This window comes from Myroides sp. C4067 (genome assembly GCF_038039665.1).
In the GTDB taxonomy this organism is placed as follows: Bacteria; Bacteroidota; Bacteroidia; order Flavobacteriales; family Flavobacteriaceae; genus Flavobacterium; species Flavobacterium odoratimimum.
This window is the reverse complement of sequence record NZ_JBBPHJ010000006.1, coordinates 114460-133592: the sequence shown is the minus strand read 5'-3', so window position 1 is coordinate 133592 and position 19133 is coordinate 114460. Positions and strand designations below refer to the sequence as shown.

The 19133-nt window shown below is 34.9% G+C and carries 17 protein-coding genes and 1 riboswitch; of the genes, 8 read left to right on the top strand and 9 right to left on the bottom strand.

What is annotated here, in order from left to right:
• Positions 1–2 precede the first annotated feature (2 nt).
• From AABL87_RS06305 to nhaA, 4 genes are all read right to left on the bottom strand, one after another.
• A complete protein-coding gene (locus AABL87_RS06305) occupies positions 3–989 on the bottom strand; it encodes an HlyD family secretion protein (protein WP_006266487.1) in 987 nt (328 codons plus the stop codon).
• Between the two features lie 15 nt (positions 990–1004).
• Positions 1005–2393 (bottom strand): TolC family protein, encoded by a 1389-nt coding sequence (locus tag AABL87_RS06300; protein ID WP_225581512.1) that lies wholly within the window; start codon positions 2391–2393, stop codon positions 1005–1007.
• A gap of 380 nt (positions 2394–2773) precedes the next feature.
• Complete coding sequence (locus tag AABL87_RS06295; RefSeq protein WP_341277090.1) at positions 2774–4405, bottom strand: ABC-F family ATP-binding cassette domain-containing protein; 1632 nt, start codon at positions 4403–4405, stop codon at positions 2774–2776.
• A 133-nt stretch (positions 4406–4538) separates the two neighbouring features.
• Positions 4539–5894, bottom strand: a complete 1356-nt coding sequence (nhaA, locus tag AABL87_RS06290; protein WP_341277089.1) for a Na+/H+ antiporter NhaA — start codon at positions 5892–5894, stop codon at positions 4539–4541.
• Positions 5895–6510: 616 nt separating this feature from the next.
• On the opposite strand from nhaA, the gene AABL87_RS06285 reads away from it, so the two are divergent.
• From AABL87_RS06285 to gap, 3 genes are all read left to right on the top strand, one after another.
• A complete protein-coding gene (locus AABL87_RS06285) occupies positions 6511–6636 on the top strand; it encodes a hypothetical protein (RefSeq protein ID WP_341277088.1) in 126 nt (41 codons plus the stop codon).
• Positions 6637–6716: 80 nt separating this feature from the next.
• Positions 6717–7589, top strand: a complete 873-nt coding sequence (gene lipA / locus AABL87_RS06280; protein ID WP_341277087.1) for a lipoyl synthase — start codon at positions 6717–6719, stop codon at positions 7587–7589.
• A gap of 45 nt (positions 7590–7634) precedes the next feature.
• On the top strand, positions 7635–8642 hold the full coding sequence (gene gap / locus AABL87_RS06275) for a type I glyceraldehyde-3-phosphate dehydrogenase (RefSeq protein ID WP_341277086.1): 1008 nt from the start codon (positions 7635–7637) through the stop codon (positions 8640–8642).
• Between the two features lie 74 nt (positions 8643–8716).
• Here the strand turns inward: gap and yajC are convergent, their stop codons facing one another.
• Genes yajC through nusB form a run of 3 tightly spaced genes read right to left on the bottom strand, consistent with a single transcriptional unit; the run spans position 8717 to position 10428 of the window.
• Positions 8717–8992, bottom strand: a complete 276-nt coding sequence (gene yajC / locus AABL87_RS06270) for a preprotein translocase subunit YajC (protein ID WP_006256993.1) — start codon at positions 8990–8992, stop codon at positions 8717–8719.
• 20 nt (positions 8993–9012) lie between these two features.
• A complete protein-coding gene (locus AABL87_RS06265; RefSeq protein WP_006256994.1) occupies positions 9013–9462 on the bottom strand; it encodes a DUF1573 domain-containing protein in 450 nt (149 codons plus the stop codon).
• Between the two features lie 24 nt (positions 9463–9486).
• A complete protein-coding gene (gene nusB / locus AABL87_RS06260; protein ID WP_006266483.1) occupies positions 9487–10428 on the bottom strand; it encodes a transcription antitermination factor NusB in 942 nt (313 codons plus the stop codon).
• Positions 10429–10679: 251 nt separating this feature from the next.
• Here nusB and AABL87_RS06255 point away from each other — a divergent pair, with 251 nt between their 5' ends.
• From AABL87_RS06255 to AABL87_RS06235, 5 genes are all read left to right on the top strand, one after another.
• A complete protein-coding gene (locus AABL87_RS06255; protein WP_006256996.1) occupies positions 10680–12431 on the top strand; it encodes an ABC transporter ATP-binding protein in 1752 nt (583 codons plus the stop codon).
• A 76-nt stretch (positions 12432–12507) separates the two neighbouring features.
• Positions 12508–12867: a PUR family DNA/RNA-binding protein gene (locus tag AABL87_RS06250; RefSeq protein ID WP_006256997.1), complete on the top strand. Its 360-nt coding sequence runs from the start codon at positions 12508–12510 to the stop codon at positions 12865–12867.
• 66 nt (positions 12868–12933) lie between these two features.
• A riboswitch (Fluoride riboswitch) is annotated at positions 12934–13001 on the top strand.
• Between the two features lie 31 nt (positions 13002–13032).
• Positions 13033–14292 carry a chloride channel protein gene (locus AABL87_RS06245; protein ID WP_006256998.1) on the top strand — a complete coding sequence of 420 codons (1260 nt, stop codon included), beginning with the start codon at positions 13033–13035 and terminating at the stop codon, positions 14290–14292.
• A 293-nt stretch (positions 14293–14585) separates the two neighbouring features.
• Positions 14586–16139 carry an FMN-binding glutamate synthase family protein gene (locus AABL87_RS06240; RefSeq protein WP_006256999.1) on the top strand — a complete coding sequence of 518 codons (1554 nt, stop codon included), beginning with the start codon at positions 14586–14588 and terminating at the stop codon, positions 16137–16139.
• 94 nt (positions 16140–16233) lie between these two features.
• Entirely contained in the window at positions 16234–17139 is a 906-nt protein-coding gene (locus AABL87_RS06235; protein ID WP_006257000.1) for a DMT family transporter, read from the top strand.
• Between the two features lie 38 nt (positions 17140–17177).
• On the opposite strand, the gene AABL87_RS06230 is transcribed toward AABL87_RS06235, so the two are convergent.
• On the bottom strand, positions 17178–18116 hold the full coding sequence (locus AABL87_RS06230; protein WP_006257001.1) for a pyridoxal-phosphate dependent enzyme: 939 nt from the start codon (positions 18114–18116) through the stop codon (positions 17178–17180).
• Between the two features lie 61 nt (positions 18117–18177).
• Positions 18178–19110 (bottom strand): peptidylprolyl isomerase, encoded by a 933-nt coding sequence (locus tag AABL87_RS06225; RefSeq protein WP_006257002.1) that lies wholly within the window; start codon positions 19108–19110, stop codon positions 18178–18180.
• Positions 19111–19133 lie beyond the last annotated feature (23 nt).

Genomic DNA, 19133 nt, shown 5'->3' with positions numbered 1-19133 from the left:
CTTTATTTCAAACTACTTTCTAATACTAAAGCACTCATACCTGGTCTAAGACCTTCTACCTTCTTAGTTGGGTAAGCTTTAATTAAGAATGTCTTCATATCAAAATCACCTTTTGTTTTCGTAGCCGTCCATGTAGCATAGTCTCCTTGAGCAGCGATATACTGTACTTCTAGCTCTACCATCTCATCCCCTAAAGCAGGAAACTTAGCCATAAACTTACTTGCCATCTTAAACTTAGGCATTAGATTTTCTTTGATATTGAAATATACCCATACATCTGACAAATCTACTAGATTGACCACAGGATAACCAGAATTCACTATTTCCCCTTTATTAGGCATGATAGTCAATACTTCTCCTTGTTGTGGAGCTTTTACATCACCTTCTCCTTTCAGAGACAACACTTCATTTACAGCACCTTGTGCTTGTCCTACCATAGCTAATGCTGCAGCTTTATCCTCTACACGAGCTCCTTTTTGTACCATTTGATACTTAGCATAAGCCGCTTTCTCTACTTCTTGTGAAGCCTTAAACTGTGTATATGCCTCATCTCTTTTTTGAGCTGGTACTACTTTCTCTTTATATAAATTCTCTACACGATTATAAGTCTTCTCTGCTAACTCTGCTCCAGCTTTTGCTTGTTGCCACATATTATAAGTCGCAGAGACTTCTTCACCTCTTGCTCCTTTATTAGCTTTAGCATCCATAGCTTGTGCAGCCTGTTTAGCTGATTCCGCCTGTAGTAGTTTAGCATCTATCTCAGGAGTGCTTATTTTTAATAATAACTCCCCAGCTTTAACTTGTTGTCCCTCCTTTACTAAAATATCTTCTACACGTCCAGGTATCTTAGAAGCCACATTAATCTGTGTAGCATCTACCTGTCCTTGAATATAGGATTCTGATGGTGCACTCATATACCATAGTGATATAATTAAAATTAAAAGCACTATAACGATAGCAACCATTGCACTTACAACTTTATTTTTCATCTTTTAAAGCTTATATTATTTTGTGTATTGTAAAAAATCATGACTTAATCCTGCTACTTCGAAAAGGGATGCCACCCCTATAGCATAATTATAATTGGCTTGTAGTTTCATTAATCTTACTCCTGACAAATTCATCTCAGCATCCACTACCTCTGTTGATGTTGCAAAACCTTCTGAGAATGCTTTAGTTCTAACACGTAGATACTCCACTGCTAATTTCTCTTGTACATTAAGATTCTTAATCTGATCTTCTTGTTTTTGAATATCTTGATACAGCTTAGCTACTAGCATCTTCACATCACTCTTCGCTTTTGTTTCGAATAATTCTACGCTTTCTCTAGTTGCTTTAGCAGCTTTAATCTCATTCTTGTTTTTAAATCCTTCGAATAACGTATAACTAACACCTATCCCTACTACCCACGGCTTACTATCTTTCTCTCCTATTAAGATAGGGTTATTATGTGCTAATATTGTTTGTCCGAATCCAAATACTGTTGGATAATTAGCAGATTGCTTTACTTTTACCCCTTGATCAGCTAGCTCTTTTTGCAATACTAATTTTTGTAGTTCTGGATAATTTTCTACAGCAGAACCTTGAAAGAAGTCAACGTTCTCTAACTGAGGTATCGAAAAGAAATCACTATCTAACGTAGCTGTAACTTCATCTACTTCTAATGTATTTGCTAAGGCTAACCTTGCTAATTTAGCATCTTTTAGCGCTCCATCTAGCTGTCTATTAGCTTCTGATACAGCCACATCAGCACTCATCTTTTCTACAGCTGCTATCATACCGTGTTCCTCTAGCTTAGTCGCATCGTGTAGATGTTTATTCATCCCCTCTAAGACTGTTCTTCTTACAGCCACAGCTTCTTCAGCTAACTTCACTGAATAATAACGTTGTGCTAATTCAGTGATTAACTTATTCTTCGTTTTTTCTAAATCTTTCTCTCCTATTTTACTCTCTATCTCATGTGCCTTTATAGCTGCGTTAATCTTTCCTCCTGTATAAAGAGGCCAAGTAGCCATAAAACCACCGAAAACCATATCTTTTTTATTAAATGACTTAGACCAGTTACCTAAGACATCTGGATTAGGTAAATGAATAAAATCTCCTATTCCATTTTTCAACCCATTTAGATCTACTCCTAACGATTTGCTAAGATATAGTCCTCCTCCGAAAGCACGCACAGAAGGATAGCGTAGCCCCTTAGTAGCTTGCCATTTATAATGGTGTACTTCTTCCTGTTTCTCTACTGCCTTAATAAGACTATTATCTTGATACATCTTATTATACGCATCTGTAAATGACAGACTCTCCTGTGCATACACAGAACTAGACATACCTATAAAGAATAATACTCCTCCTACTACAGAGAAATAATCCCTTAAATCTAATCGCTTCATGAACATACTTTCTATTTATATATTGCAAATATAGAGACTATACTCCTAATATTATATTTTACGTAAAATTACCTATAAATTTAAACTTTTTTAATACAATTAAAAATGATTAAACGCTCTTTTTAGCAATAAGCTGTACACTATATAGCAGTCTTATTTATTGAATAAAACATCTGCATCAGAGACCCTATATAAAATACTGACCTCATCACTGTAGTAATCAACCCATTACTTATATCTAAAACTATGTATCTATGTAGAATACAACTATTTTATCAAAATAATAAAACTCAAAACATATGCCACTCTATCAATATCCACAAACTAAACTTTAGAGTACAAAAAAAAGAGCAATCCTTACTGACTGCTCTTTTACGATTTTATTTTTCGATTTCTCTTAAGTTCTCCATTTTCTTATGTGCTAAGAATCCTTTGATATCTTCGAAGTGTTCTTTCACTCGTTTATTTCCAAACTCAAATACCTTCTCTGCAAGACCATCTAAGAAATCACGGTCGTGAGACACTAAAATCACGGTTCCTTCGAAGTCGCGCAAAGCTTCTTTAATGATATCTTTCGTTTTCATATCTAAGTGGTTCGTTGGCTCATCCAGAATCAATACATTATAAGGTTCTAACAGAAGTTTCACCATCGCTAAACGAGTTTTCTCTCCTCCTGATAACACTTTTACTTTTTTATGAATATCATCACCAGAGAACATAAATGCTCCTAAGATATTTTTTATCTGTGTTCTGATATCTCCTTCTGCTATTCTATCTACTGTTTCGAAAATAGTCAAATCTTCATCTAATAAAGAAGCTTGATTCTGTGCGAAGTAACCAATCTGTACATTATGTCCAATCTCAACTTCACCTTGAAAATCTATTTCTTTCATGATCGCTTTAATCATAGTAGATTTACCCTCACCATTCTTTCCTACAAACGAAACCTTCTGGCCTCTCTCTATTACAATATTTGCATCTTTAAATACAACGTGATCTCCATAAGACTTTGACATCTCTTTTACTACCACAGGATACTGTCCTGAACGTGCTGCTGGTGGAAACTTCAAACGAAGTGCAGAATTATCAATTTCGTCCACTTCGATGATTTCAAGTTTCTCAAGCATCTTTACACGAGACTGTACTTGTAAAGTCTTAGAATACGTTCCTTTAAAACGTTCAATAAACTCTGTTGTCTCTGCGATCATCTTTTGTTGCTCCTCATACGCTTTTAGCTGATGAGCACGTCTATCTTGACGCAATACTAAGTAATCAGAATACTTCGCTTTATAATCATAGATTTTACCCATCGTTACTTCGATCGTACGATTGGTAATATTATCTACGAATGCACGGTCGTGAGAGATAACCATCACCGCCTTAGCTTGGTTGATTAAGAAGTCTTCTAACCATTCGATACTTTCGATATCCATATGGTTCGTAGGCTCATCTAGTAAAATCAAATCTGGTTTTTGCAATAAGATTTTTGCCAACTCGATACGCATTCTCCATCCACCACTAAACTCTGATGTAGGTCTATTAAAGTCTTCTCTAGTAAAACCTAATCCTTTTAATATCTTCTCTACCTCTGCTTCATAGTTCACCTCTTCGATAGAATAGAACTTCTCACTTAACTCAGATACACGCTCGATTAGCTTCATATAAGCATCACTCTCATAGTCAGTACGCACTGTTAGTTGCTCATTGATATCATCTATCTCTTTCTTCATAGAGAAGATACTTGCATACGCCTTAGACGCTTCTTCCATTACAGTACAGTTATCTTCAGTCAATAAATGCTGTGGAAGATAAGCAATAACAGCATCTTTTGGTGCTGAGATATTCCCTGTAGAAGGTTTATTCACTCCTGCTACTATCTTTAATAAAGTAGATTTTCCTGCCCCATTTTTTCCCATTAAGGCAATCTTGTCGTTTTCATTGATTGAAAAATTGACACCACTAAATAAAGTAGTACCACCAAACTGAACTGAAATATCGTTAACTGTAATCATGTAACTCTGTATATCTGTTTTTGAATTAAGTTGCAAATATAGTATTTGTTAAGTACCATCTACTACATTTTAATCAATAAAAAAGCTCTGTAAAAATTAATTTACAGAGCTTTATATTTTTATAGTATCATTACTAAACTTCTTCTTGAACTCCCGTTTTCTTACCACACATAAATAGTAGTACATATCCTATGATACCACCAAGTCCTGAAGCAATTAGAATACCTAATTTCGCTTGATCTGGAAACTCAGGGTGTAGATTGATATCAAATGCTAATTCAGTAACGAATAACGACATCGTGAACCCAATAGCAGCTAAGAATCCTAATCCTAGTAAGTTAAGATAAGTCATCCCCTTAGGCATTGCTACTACTTTAAGTTTGATTAATAACGCTGTTAGTCCAGATACTCCTAACACTTTTCCTACTAATAAACCGAATGCTACTCCTAATGTCACAGCACTTAATCCACCATCTCCGATACTAATCGGAATAGCTGCATTAGCTAATGCAAACACTGGCATCACAAAGAACGCTACGAAATTATGCATACTGTGTTCTAAACGAATAGAAGCTGGTAACGCGTCTGTAGCTAAATCTTTAATATCGTGCACACATTCCATCTGATCTCCTGTAAGGTTAGGAATCTTATCGTCTGGATCTATTTTGCTGAAACGGTCTCTTAACTTGTTTAATTTTGTTACGAAGTATGACTCGTGTACTCTCGCTGTACTTGGTATAGCGAATGCCGCTAATACTGCTGCGATAGTAGCGTGTACTCCTGATAATAAGAAGCATAACCACACTCCACCGATACCGATAATCGCGTAATATATCGTGTTTCTAATTCCCACTAGATTACTGATTACTAATAATCCGAAGAACCCTAATCCCATACCTAGATTAGCTAGAGATAAGTCACTTGTATAGAACATAGCGATAACTAATACCGCTCCTAAGTCATCCGCAATCGCTAAAGCTGTCAAAAACACTTTTAACGAAGTAGGTACTTTATCACCTAATAAATATAATACTCCTAATGCAAAGGCAATATCTGTAGCCATCGGGATTCCCCAACCATGCGCAGCATCTGTTCCACCATTAAATACAGTATATACTAGAGCTGGTACAGCCATACCACCGATAGCAGCTATAATAGGTAACATCGCCTTCTTAGGAGATGATAATTCTCCAGTAGTTAACTCACGTTTTAATTCTAAACCAACCACAAAGAAGAAAATAGCCATCAGACCATCATTCACCCAATGTTTTAAAGAGTGGTTTAAAGTCATATCATTTAATGAAAACCCAATATGGTTATCATCCCAAAAACTCATGTAAGCATCTGCCCATTGTGAATTTGCCATAAAAATAGCAAATACAGCAGCTAAAAATAATACTACCCCACCAGATGTAGATTTGCTCATGAATCTACTCATGGGTTTTGCAATCCACTTGTCTGCAGGTGTCTCTCTAATTTGATCTTCCATTATGTTGTAAAATAAATAATAGCGAATATATATTTTCTCCGCATTTTACACAAATTTCTACTGTGTTTTTTACAAATAACTAAATTTACATCAGTAATAAACTTTTTATTTTAAATAATTCACATTTAATAATTAAATAGAACTGTTCCCTAAACTCCTTGCTCTTAATACAAAAAAACGTTACTTTTTTTATCAATCTAAAAAATATCTCCTAACCTTTTCGTAGACTATTTAAAAAATAAAGAAACTATACGGCTATCATATTCTAGCCTGTCTTGTTATTTTTCAATGGAATAACAGCCAAAATTATACAAACACTACTTTTATTTTTTTTGTCTTAAAGTTTATTGTTCTGGTTAGTAACACTACTGTTAGTACATACTCATCATCACCTTATAGTTCTCACTAGCTAATTTTTCTATTTCCTCTTACTATACTAGCACATTGCTAGGGGTATTCTTGCACATTCCTTCGACAAAATGGCCTTCTAGGCAAGCAAACCCCAAGGATACTCCTAGCAACCCCCTAGAAAGTGCAAGCCAAATGACATCAAGAGCAGATTTATAGGATGAGATTCTTAGTAAGCGCAGAATAAAAATAAAAGTGGATATGTAGGATGGGATTCTTCGCAGGCTCAGAAGGACAACGAGAACGGATGTGTAGGATGGGATTCTTCGCAAGCTCAGAAGGACATAGCGAACAGAAATACACTAGTGTAAAGTCACAGATTATGAATCAGTGACAACATGATAACTTTTAGCATATATTAATAATGTATAACTCTTAAGATTAAGTATATTTGTACTTTCATAAACTCATACTATGGATACAATCTTAGACTCAAATATAGAACCTAAAGCTAAACCAAAGTGGCTTCGTGTAAAACTTCCCACTGGAAAGAAGTACACTGAACTTAGAGGTTTAGTAGATAAATATAAACTGAACACAATCTGTACTTCAGGTAGTTGTCCTAATATGGGAGAATGCTGGGGAGAAGGAACTGCTACATTTATGATATTAGGAAATATCTGTACGCGTTCTTGTGGATTCTGTGGTGTAAAGACAGGACGTCCTGAGACGGTGGACTGGGATGAACCAGAGAAAGTAGCGCGCTCGATCAAATTAATGTCTATCAAACACGCTGTAATCACTAGTGTGGATAGAGATGACATTAAAGATGGAGGATCTATTATCTGGGCAGAAACTGTACAAGCAGTGAGAAGAATCAGCCCTGGTACTACAATGGAAACCCTGATACCAGACTTCCAAGGAATAGAGAGAAATATAGATAGAATCATAGAAGTAGCTCCAGAGATTGTCTCTCACAATATGGAGACGGTTAGAAGACTGACTCGTGAGGTACGTATTCAGGCTAAATATGATCGAAGCCTAGAAGTACTGAGATACTTAAAAGAAAAAGGAGTGAATAGAACTAAATCTGGTATCATGCTAGGACTAGGAGAAACGGAAGAAGAAGTAATCCAAACTATGTATGATCTAAGAGCTGTTAACCTTGACGTATTAACGATCGGACAGTATCTACAGCCTAGTAAAAAGCACTTACCTGTGAAGGAGTTTATCACTCCTGAGCAATTCGAAAAATACGAAAAGATAGGGCTAGAATTAGGATTCAGACACGTAGAGAGTGGTGCCTTAGTTCGCTCATCTTACCGAGCACAAAAACACCTTTTATAATATAAATAGGGTCGCGTATATCGCGACCTTCTTCTTTTTACACTTATGAGTAAAATAAAAATAGCAATAAATGGTTTTGGTCGTATAGGCCGTAACCTTTTTAAACTCCTTTTAGATCATCCTACCATAGAGGTAGTTGCTATAAATGATCTGGCTGATACGCAGACCATGTCTCACCTACTAAAATATGATAGTATACATGGTATACTGAATAAAGAGGTAAGTCATGACAAGGACCATATCATCGTAGATGGTAAGAAAATAGCATTCTTTAGAGAAAGTGAGATATCAGGTCTTGATTGGAAAACGCTAGATATAGACTATGTCATAGAAGCTACTGGACGTAGAAAAACATATCCCCTATTAGAGCAACATATCCAGCAAGGAGCTAAACGTGTCATCTTATCTGTACCACCAGAAGACAATGTCATCAAGACTATCGTACTCGGTGTGAATCACAATATCTTGACAGGAGAAGAGTTTATCATCTCTAATGCGAGCTGTACGACTAATAATGCTGCTCCTATGGTCAAAGTAATTAAAGAGCTATGTGGTATAGAACATGCTTACATCACTACCGTACACTCTTATACTACTGACCAGAGTCTACACGATCAACCTCATAAAGATCTGAGAAGAGCTAGAGGGGCTGCTCAGTCTATAGTTCCTACTACTACAGGAGCAGCGAAGGCACTGACTAAAATATTTCCTGAATACGAAGGCAATATTGGTGGGGGTGGTATACGCGTACCTGTACCGGATGGATCATTGACAGACATTACTTGTATCGTCAAAAGAAAAGTAGAAATAGAGGAAATCAATGCTGCATTCAAAAAAGCAGCAGAAGGAGAGCTAAAAGGGATCTTAGCCTATACTACAGATCCTATAGTCTCTGTAGATATCTTAGGGAATACAAACTCGTGTCTATTCGACTCTCAACTCACTTCTGTCTTAGACAAAATGGTAAAAGTAGTAGGATGGTATGACAACGAAATCGGTTATTCTTCTAGGTTAATAGACTTGATTACTTATTTCGAAAAGATTAAGAAGTAATTTTCATCTAAAAAAAGACATAAAAAAAGCGTTATCAATATATTGATAACGCTTTTTTTATAGTGCAATGAGAATTACTTTTTCTCATTTAATTTTTGACTCATTTCCATAGAGATCGCAGAGCGCTCCATTTGTAACTTACCAGCCATAGTCTCGATAATTACTGTAGTTTCGTGTAATTCATTGATTCTACCGTGAATTCCAGACTTAGTAACAATACGATCACCTACTTTAATACTAGCTTCATAAGCTTTCTCTTGTTTCATTTTCTTTTGTTGTGGGCGAATCATTAAGAAATAGATTACCACGAACATTAAAACTATAGGTAAAAATTGTTGTAAATTTTCCATTTGGTATTATTTATAGATTATTAATTACTACGAAGACCTACGTTAGCTTTAATCGTAAGTGTCTCATTTCCTTTTTTTGTATTCGTAACCAAAGTTACTGTTTTTTGTTGTTGTCCTTCTGCCCCTGTTTGAAACTTAACAGTTAATTTTGAAGTTTCTCCTGGCTTAATAGGTGTTTTTTGATATTCTGGAACTGTACATCCACAAGATGCTGTAGCATTAATAATAACTAAATCAGCTTTTCCTGTATTCTTTAGTTCGATCTCAGTAGTTACAGATTCATTATTTGCAATATTACCGAAATCATGTACTGTTCTGTCAAAAACAATCTCAGGATACTCTCCATTAGTTCTAGTACCTTCTACTTTAGCTGCATTCTCTCTGTCAATCAAGCTAGAAGCAGCATTGTTCTCTTTACAAGAAACTACTGTAAAAGCTAACCCTAATGTTAATAATAAAATTTTTCTCATAGTTCTTTACTTAGTTTAGAAAGGTTATAGCAATCCTTTACCGATTTTATTAAGTCTATTCTCCTCGTTATAAACTTTAGAGATATTATCTAATACTCCATTGATAAAAATACTACTTTTTGCTGTAGAATACTCTTTTGCAATCTCTAAATATTCATTAATTGTCACTTTTACTGGAATAGAGCTGAATTTTAAGAATTCACAGATAGCCATTCTCAAGATAATCGTGTCTAATTCTGCAATACGCTCAGGATCCCAGTTAGGTGTTTTATCTTCAAACTCTTTCGTTAACTCTGCAAAGTTTAAAATCGTCTTTCTGTAAAGATTAATAGCAAACTCCTGGTCTTCTGAATCTTTATAAACCTTAGGTACGATGAACTGTACGTCTCTTTCTTTTAACTTGCGAAGTTGTTTTTGGATCATGGTATTCACCACAGGAATATCGTCTAACCAAGTTAACTTACTATCTTCTAAGAACTCATAGATTTTCTCATTAGGAGCGATAACTTCTGTAAAGATGTCACATACGAACTGACGATCGTCTTCAAAAGTTACTTCACTCTTAGCCATATAAGCTTTAAAGAAAGTACTCTCTTTCACTTCGTCCAATAACATTTGGATATAGTTATCGTGTACTTGCCATGTAGTTATCTTCTTCTCCTCTATCTTATTAGATATAGAAGTAGAGTTTTCTAATAGGTCTAAAACTCTGTTCTCGATAAAACGCTTGCTTGGGTTTCGTTCTGCGGCAGTAGCTAAATGTTTTTTTTGTGCTAAGGAGATATACTCGACTTCTTTTTTTCTAATCTCTACTAAGGTAGTAATCATTAATAAGTATAGGTCTTGTATATTCTCTATACTATTGATTAGAAACTTTTCTCCTGACTGAATTTGTTCAGAATTACTTTGTTGCATTGCATAAAGCGTTTGCATAACCTTTATACGAATGTGTCTTCTGTTTAACATGCTACTTAAGAACTTTAAAAAAAATAAATTATATGTTGTTTGTATAACGAGGGCAAAGGTATAAAAATATACTTTTAATCAAATCAGAAATTTAATAGAACTATATAATTTAACTTGAATTTTAATAATTTATTTAAAACTCTAAAATTTAGGATCTCTAATAATCCTTTATCTTTGCAAAGCTAGACAAGCTTTTTTTGCCTAGTTTTATCAATTATTAAAAATGCTTCTATATAGCATTTATCCCAAGTATGAGCGCATTAAGTCAATTAAATAAGTATTTCTATAAATATAAATATCGTTTCTTAATAGGTGTTATTATTACTATAGTAGCACAGATATTTACATTATACACCCCTAAACTAGTCGGGGACTCTATCCGTACATTAGAACAGATGACTGTCTTCGACAAAGAGGAAGTGACCTCTATCCTACTAAATAATATTCTGTGGATACTAATCACTACATTAATAGCAGGATTCCTAACCTTCTTAATGAGACAAACACTGATCGTGATGTCACGTCATATCGAGTTTGACTTAAAGAATGATGTCTTTAAACATTATGAGGTGCTATCTCAGAGTTTCTATAAAAGAAATAGAACTGGAGACTTAATGAACCGCATCAGTGAAGATGTCGGTAAGGTAAGACAGTATGTGGGACCTGCTGTAATGTACTCTATCAATACATTAATCCGTTTTGCTGTAGTACTGACACAGATGTACTTAATCTCTCCACAGTTAACCCTGTATTCGTTAGTACCACTTCCATTGCTAGGATATTTTATCTACAAATTAAGTAAACAGATCAATGAGAGAAGTTCTATCTTCCAAGCTAATCTATCTAAACTAACTACTTTCTCACAAGAGATGTTCTCTGGAATAAGAGTAATCAAAGCTTATTCTATAGAACAAGAAAAGCAAGACGAGTTTAGAACACTAACACAAGAGAGTAAAGACAAGTACTTAAACTTAGCGAAGTCTAGTGCTTTAATAGCTCCTCTGATGATCTTCTTAATCGGGTTAAGTAACTTAGTAGTGATCGCTGTCGGAGCCTTAATGTTCTTCAATGGTAGTATACCAGACATCGGTATTATCGCTCAGTTTATCCTGTACATTAATATGCTGACATGGCCTATTGCTTCTATTGGCTGGGTATCTTCAATGATCCAAGAAGCAGAAGCTTCTCAGAAGCGTATCAATGAATTCTTAAACGAACAACCTGAGATATACAATACGAATCCTAACCCAACTAACGTAGAAGGGAATATCACCTTTGACAAAGTGTCATACACTTATGAAGATACAGGTATACAGGCTCTAAAAGACGTCTCTTTTACTTTAGAAAAAGGAAAGACACTTGCTATATTAGGTAAAACGGGGTCTGGTAAGTCTACTCTACTTACGCTAATCAGTAGAATGTACGATGTCACTAGCGGAAATATCTATATAGATAACACACCTATCAAAGACTGTAATCTAAAGGATCTGAGAAACAGTATCGCTGTAGTACCTCAAGATGCTTTCTTATTCTCTGATACCATCAGTAACAATATTAGATTTGGTAAAGAAGATGCTACTGAAGAAGAAATCATCGAAGTAGCTAAAAAGGCTGTTGTACACGATAATATCACTCAATTCAATGAGGGATATAACACTACGCTAGGAGAAAGAGGGCTTACGCTATCCGGAGGTCAGAAACAACGTGTTTCTATCGCTAGAGCACTGATAAAGGATGCTCCTATTCTAATTTTAGACGATGCATTATCTGCTGTAGATACAGAAACTGAAGAGAAAATACTGCAAAATCTAGAAGAACACAGCAAAGAAATCACGACACTAATTGTCACACACAGAGTTTCTTCTGCTAAGAATGCAGACCAAATAATCGTACTAGACCACGGTCAAATCGTAGAACAGGGTACACACAACGAACTTATTCATACTGAAGGATACTATAGAGAGTTATACCAAAAACAATTAAATGAAAAAGAATTATTATAAATAGTTGGTTTATTAAGTTTTTTTTTAGACTTTTGAATGCTATATGAACAAATCAATTAATTGATAAGAAGGAATTATGAGAGATAACGAAATGTTAGAAAAAGAAGAAATTTTTTCAAAAGTACTAAGAGCGGGTAGAAGAACTTATTTCTTTGATGTTAGATCTACAAAGGCAGATGACTATTACATAACAATTACTGAGAGTAAAAAGTTCACGGAAGAAGATGGATCTTTTCACTTTAAAAAACACAAAATCTATTTATACAAAGAGGATTTCGGTGCTTTTAGAGAGATATTAGATGAGATGACTCAATTCGTAGTAGATCACAAGGGAGAAGAAGTTATTTCTGAGAGACATCAAAAAGATTTCAAAAAAGAATATCAGTCAGAGAATGAGGTAAGTTCATTTACTGATGTTAGTTTTGACGATATTTAATAGAAACACACAAAATAAAATAGGTTCGAGTTATTCAACTCGGACTTTTTTTATACCTTTGACTTATAAATCATAGGCAATGATGTCTGCCTCGAACCGCTTCTCTATAGAATGCTGATGACGTCTAACATAATAGTATACTAACGTAAAACTGAATGATAGACTATGCATTTAAATTTCTCAAGCTTTAAACAAGCTTTTAATCCAAAAAATATTTCTTTTTCTCTACTGATAAGATGGTTCATTGCTATTCTCCTTTCTGGGACAATAATAGGTAGCATATCTGCCCTATTCCTTTATATCTTAGAAGAAGTAACAGAGTTAAGAATCTCTCATACTTACTTATTATATGTTTTACCTCTTGGTGGTTTTTTAATAGGATTATTATATCACTACTATGGCAAAGAAGCTAATCAAGGGAATAACCTAATCATATCAGAATACCACACTCCTTCTAAGACAATACCATTTAGAATGTTCCCTTTAGTTCTATTAGGAACTTGGGTTACTCATCTATTTGGAGGATCTGCTGGTCGTGAAGGTACTGCTGTACAAATGGGAGGTACTATAGCAGATCAACTTAATAAATACTTACATCTAGGTGCTGAAGCTAGAAAGACTATTCTTCTGATGGGAGTTAGTGCTGGATTTGCCTCTGTGTTTGGAACTCCAATAGCAGGTATTTTCTTTGCATTCGAATTAATGCTCCTAAGAAATTTTAAACTTAATAGTCTATTACCTGTTATTCTGACAGCTTATATAAGTCATTACACTTGTATCGCTTGGGGAATACATCATACCATATACACTGTAGATATACCTATCTCACATACTATAACTACGTTACTGAAATGTGGAGTAATAGGAGTAGTATTTGGTCTAACAGCTTATCTATTCATCCTGTTTTTACAAAAATGGGGAAAGCTATTTACCACAACTATCACCTACCCTCCCCTAAGACCTTTTATAGGAGCGCTACTCTTTATACTCTTAATCCATACGATAGGTAATGAAAGCTACTTAGGACTAGGTGTTCCAACTATCGTAGACTCCTTCACTATACAAATGAACTGGGAAGTATTTATACTAAAAATAGTCTTCACCACATTAATCTTAGGGGCAGGCTTTAAAGGAGGTGAAGTTACACCTCTATTCTTTATAGGGGCGACACTAGGTAGTTACCTCTCTCTTTATGTAGGATTACCAATAAGCCTAATGGCTGCATTAGGTTTTGTAGCTGTTTTCGCTGGAGCTACTAAAACGCCGCTTGCTTGTACATTTATGGGCATAGAACTTTTTGGCATAGAATATGCTATATTACTAGCGGTAGTATGCTTTGTAGCCTATTTTACATCAGGGAAACAAAGTATATATAGTGAACAGTTCAAAAACAAGAACAAGATAATAGATCTAAAATTGAAATAAGCGTATATAATCAAAGGATAAATAGCATATTTTCAAAGTACTACTAGTAATTTAGTATTAAATTATCAATATGATATTTTCAAGGCTTTATATTCACAAAATTATAATTACAAAAACGAGGTAAATTCAAAATCTTTGCTACCTTTGCTTCGTAAATTTCATAAGGTATTGATTGATTTGAGACTAAGAAATTAGGGCAATCTTCATAAAATAACTTATGAAAAAGAATAACAAAATAAACGCTAATTCTATTACAAACTAAACAACAAAAGATTGCATTAAAATTCTATTTTATGTTTCACAAAAAATTTTTAAATCGGTTTACATTTGGACAATTAACGATGGCTGTCGTTTTCCTTTACCTTATTTACGCAATTACTTCATTTGTATTATACCAATCAACTGCTAGTATAGTAAATATCGTTATTTCAGGTTTTCTTGCAACACTTGCTATAATCGACAAAATACAAAACAAACATACAATTCGTAAAAACTACCCAATTTTTGCACGATTCAGATATATGTTTGAATCAATCAGACCAGAGATGCGTCAGTACTTTTGGGAAGGAGAATTAGACGGTAAACCATTCAATAGACGTGAGCGTTCTATTGTTTATCAAAGAGCAAAAAACGAGAAACAAACTGTTTCTTTCGGTATGCAAGATGACCCTAACCGTATCGGTTACGAATGGGCTTCTCACTCAGTATACCCTAAACATATATCAGATACAAACTTTAGAACTACTATCGGTAGCGACTTATGTAGCCAACCTTATAGTGCAAGTGTTTACAACATTAGTGCGATGAGTTATGGTGCATTAAGTAAAAAAGCTATTACTGCTCTTAATGAAGGAGCTAAGATAGGTGGTTTTGCACACAATACAGGAGAAGGAGGTATTAGTCAATACCACCGTTCTGGAGGAGATTTAATTTGGCAAATCGGTACTGGATACTTTGGATGTCGTAATGAAAAAGGTTTCTTTGACGATACTTTATTCGAAGAGCGTTCTAACTACCCAGAGGTAAAAATGATTGAGTTAAAACTATCTCAAGGAGCTAAACCTGGTCACGGAGGTCTTTTACCTGCTGAGAAAAATACACTAGAGATTTCTAAAATCCGTAGTATTACTCCTCACACTACAGTACACTCTCCATCAGGACACACAGCTTTCTCTAACCCTACTGAATTAGTTCACTTCATCGCTAGATTAAGAAAACTATCAAATGGTAAACCAATTGGTTTTAAAATCTGTATTGGTAAGAAAGATGAGTTCTTAGATATCGTAGCTGCAATGGTAGAAACTGGTATTCACCCTGACTTTATCACTATCGATGGGGCTGAAGGAGGAACAGGAGCTGCGCCATTAGAGTTTATTGACTACATGGGTATGGCATTAAATGATGCTTTAGTATTCGCTAATAAAACATTAATCGAAAACGGATTAAGAGATAAAATAAAAATACTAGCATCAGGACGTATCATTTCTGCTTTTGACATTGCTAAAACAATGGCTTTAGGTGCAGATGCTTGTTATAGTGCTCGTGGTATGATGTTCGCTTTAGGATGTATCCAAGCTTTACAATGTGATAGTGGTCACTGTCCAGTAGGTATTGCAACTCAAGATGAGACATTATACAAAGGATTAGATGTAACAGATAAGAGAATGCGTGTTGCTAACTTCCATAAAAACACAATGAAAGCTTTAGGAGAGTTCATCAGTGCTTGTGGATATGAGAATACTCAAGAAGTTAATCCTAAAACATTCTACAAACGTATCGATCACGGAGTGATTAAAAGTTTCCAAGAAATGTACTTCGGTAACTTAGATACTAGAAAAGTAAAATAATAAGCTGACTAAGCTTCGTTTATATAAAAGACCACAAAGTTATTGTGGTCTTTTTTTATATTAGCCCTATCAAAACAACATAATAATAAACGCCTTGAAACTTAAACCAAAACACTGGGTAACACTCATTATCCTTTCCTTAATATGGGGATCGTCTTTCATCCTTATCAAACGAGGTTTAGAATATTTTACTCCTATACAAGTAGGTGCACTTAGAATTACTTTTGCAGGTTTATTCTTATTGCCTATTTCTCTAAAGCATATTAAAAAGTTACCTAAGAAAACATTTCACTGGTTATTTCTTACTGCTCTAGTAGGAAGCTTTATTCCTATGTTTTTATTCCCAATAGCAGAAGTACACCTAGATAGTTCTATAGCCGGAATATTAAATGCCTTAATGTCGATATTCGTAATTGTATTAGGTGTTTTATTCTTTAAGTACAAAACTCACCTTGGAGAAGTCACAGGAGTTATCCTCTCTTTTATTGGAGTCATTTTATTATTACAGTCTCCTGAATCTACAGGTCTTGTATCGGATGAGTGGTTCTATCATTTATTATTAGTAATCGCTTCCTTAATGTATGCTTATAGTGGATTATTAACTCAGAAATACATGGGTAATATTCCTCCTATTGTCTGGACAGCATTTATAGAACTAGTCTTACTTATACCTGCCTTAATTGTATTAACATCATCAGGCTTCTTTCAAACTATCGGTGAACATCCTGAAGCATTGAAAGGACTTGGTTTTGTCTTCTTATTGGCTTTATTTGGTAGTGCATTAGCTAATATCTATTACTATAAACTTATCCATGAGACCAATGCTAGTTTTGCCTCGTCTGTATCTCTACTAATGCCTTTAGTAGCTTTCTGTTGGGGATTATTAGATGATGAAGTATTAGGGTTCTTACAGATATTAGGAGGTATACTAATCGTAGCTGGACTTTACTTCGGTAGAAAAGAAATAAAACTGCCTGTACTAAAAAAGAAACCGATATAAAAAAGGGTGTCATTAGTTTGACACCCTTTTGTAATAATCTATTCAAAAGGTAAATTATTCAAATCAACATTACCTCCAGAAAGAATAATCCCTACTTTCTTTCCTGCAAAAGAAGGTCTTTCTTTTATCAATACTGCTAAAGCAACAGCACTACTTGGTTCTACAACAATCTTCATACGTTCCCATATCAATCGCATCGAACTAATAATTTCATTTTCTCGTACACGTATAATTTTAGATACATGGTCTTTGATAATAGGAAAAGTAATATCCCCTAATTGGGTACGCAAACCATCAGCTATAGTATCTGTAGTCTCATTACACTCAATCTGCCCACTCATTAAAGAACGATAGGCATCATCTGCTTCTAAAGGTTCACCTCCTATTACTTCAATAGTATCCTTACCAAAAGCTTTTGCTGCTAATGCAGTGCCTGCAATTAAGCCTCCTCCACCTACTGGAGTGATAATAACATCTAGGTCAGGGTACGCTTCTAACAATTCCATAGCGGCAGTACCTTGCCCCATAATAACATCTATATTATTAGATGCATGTATAAATGTTGCTCCTGTGTCCTCTATCACTTGATTGCAAATACGTTCTCTAGACTCTAATGTAGCAATGCAGTCTATAATCTCTCCTCCATAAGCCATTACTGCATTACGCTTAACATCAGGAGCATCTTTTGGCATTACGATATAACATTTCACTCCAAGATATTTAGCAGCAAGAGCTAAAGCCTGCGCAAAATTACCAGAAGAGTGAGTGATCACTCCCTTTGCTCTCTGATCTTCTGTCAACTGAAGAATAGCATTGGCTGCACCTCTCATCTTAAATGCACCTGCACGTTGAAAATTCTCACACTTAAAGTACAAATCGTTACCTAAAAAGTTTTCTATTTGACCAGACTCCATAATTGGAGTATAACGTGCATATGGTCGAATACGTTCTAAACAAGCTAAGAAATCCTCTTTCATAAAATGTAATCATTTAAACAAAAAACTCCCAACTGTAAGTTGAGAGTTTTTATATAACTTATTATTTTACGTCCATTAACTCTACGTCAAATACTAAAGTTGCATTTGGAGGAATAACCCCACCTGCACCAGCTTCTCCATATCCTAAATAAGAAGGGATAACGAATCTAGCTTTATCACCAACGTTTAATAAAGCAATTCCTTCGTCCCATCCTTCGATTACATAACCTTGTCCTAATGGGAATTCAATAGGTTTTTTTCTTTTATAAGAACTATCAAACTCTTGTCCATTTGCTAAAGCACCTTTGTAGTGTACAGAAACAGTTTTACCTTTCTCTGCTTTCTTACCTGTACCTTTAACAATCATTTGATATCTTAATCCGCTTGGAGTTTCTTCAAAACCAGCAGATAATTTCTCTACTTCTACTAAAGCAGCTTTTTTAGCTTCAGCTTCTCTTTTCTCTCTAGCTCCTTCAAAAGTTCTGAAAGCTTCAATAGCATTCCATTTCTCAGCAGTCTCTCCTACTCTTACAATCTCTACAGACTCTAAAATATCTCCTTGTGCTACTGCATCTACAATATCTTGTCCTTCAACAACTTTACCAAAAACAGTATGTTTACCATCTAACCAAGGTGTAGCAACATGCGTAATAAAGAATTGAGACCCGTTAGTACCTGGACCTGCATTAGCCATAGATAATACACCAGGACCATCATGTCTTAAAGCTGGGTGGAACTCATCATCAAATTTATAACCTGGACCTCCAGAACCTTGACCTAATGGACAACCTCCTTGGATCATAAAGTCAGGAATAACTCTGTGAAACTTAAGACCGTCATAGTATGGTTTTCCTTGTGGACGTGCACTATTTTCTAAATTACCTTCTGCTAAAGCTACGAAGTTACCAACTGTACCAGGTGTTAATTCTTCTGTAAGCTTTACTAATATTGCTCCTTTTGATGTGTTGAACTTAGCGTAAATACCGTTTTCCATTGTTCTAATTTTTATCGTTTTTG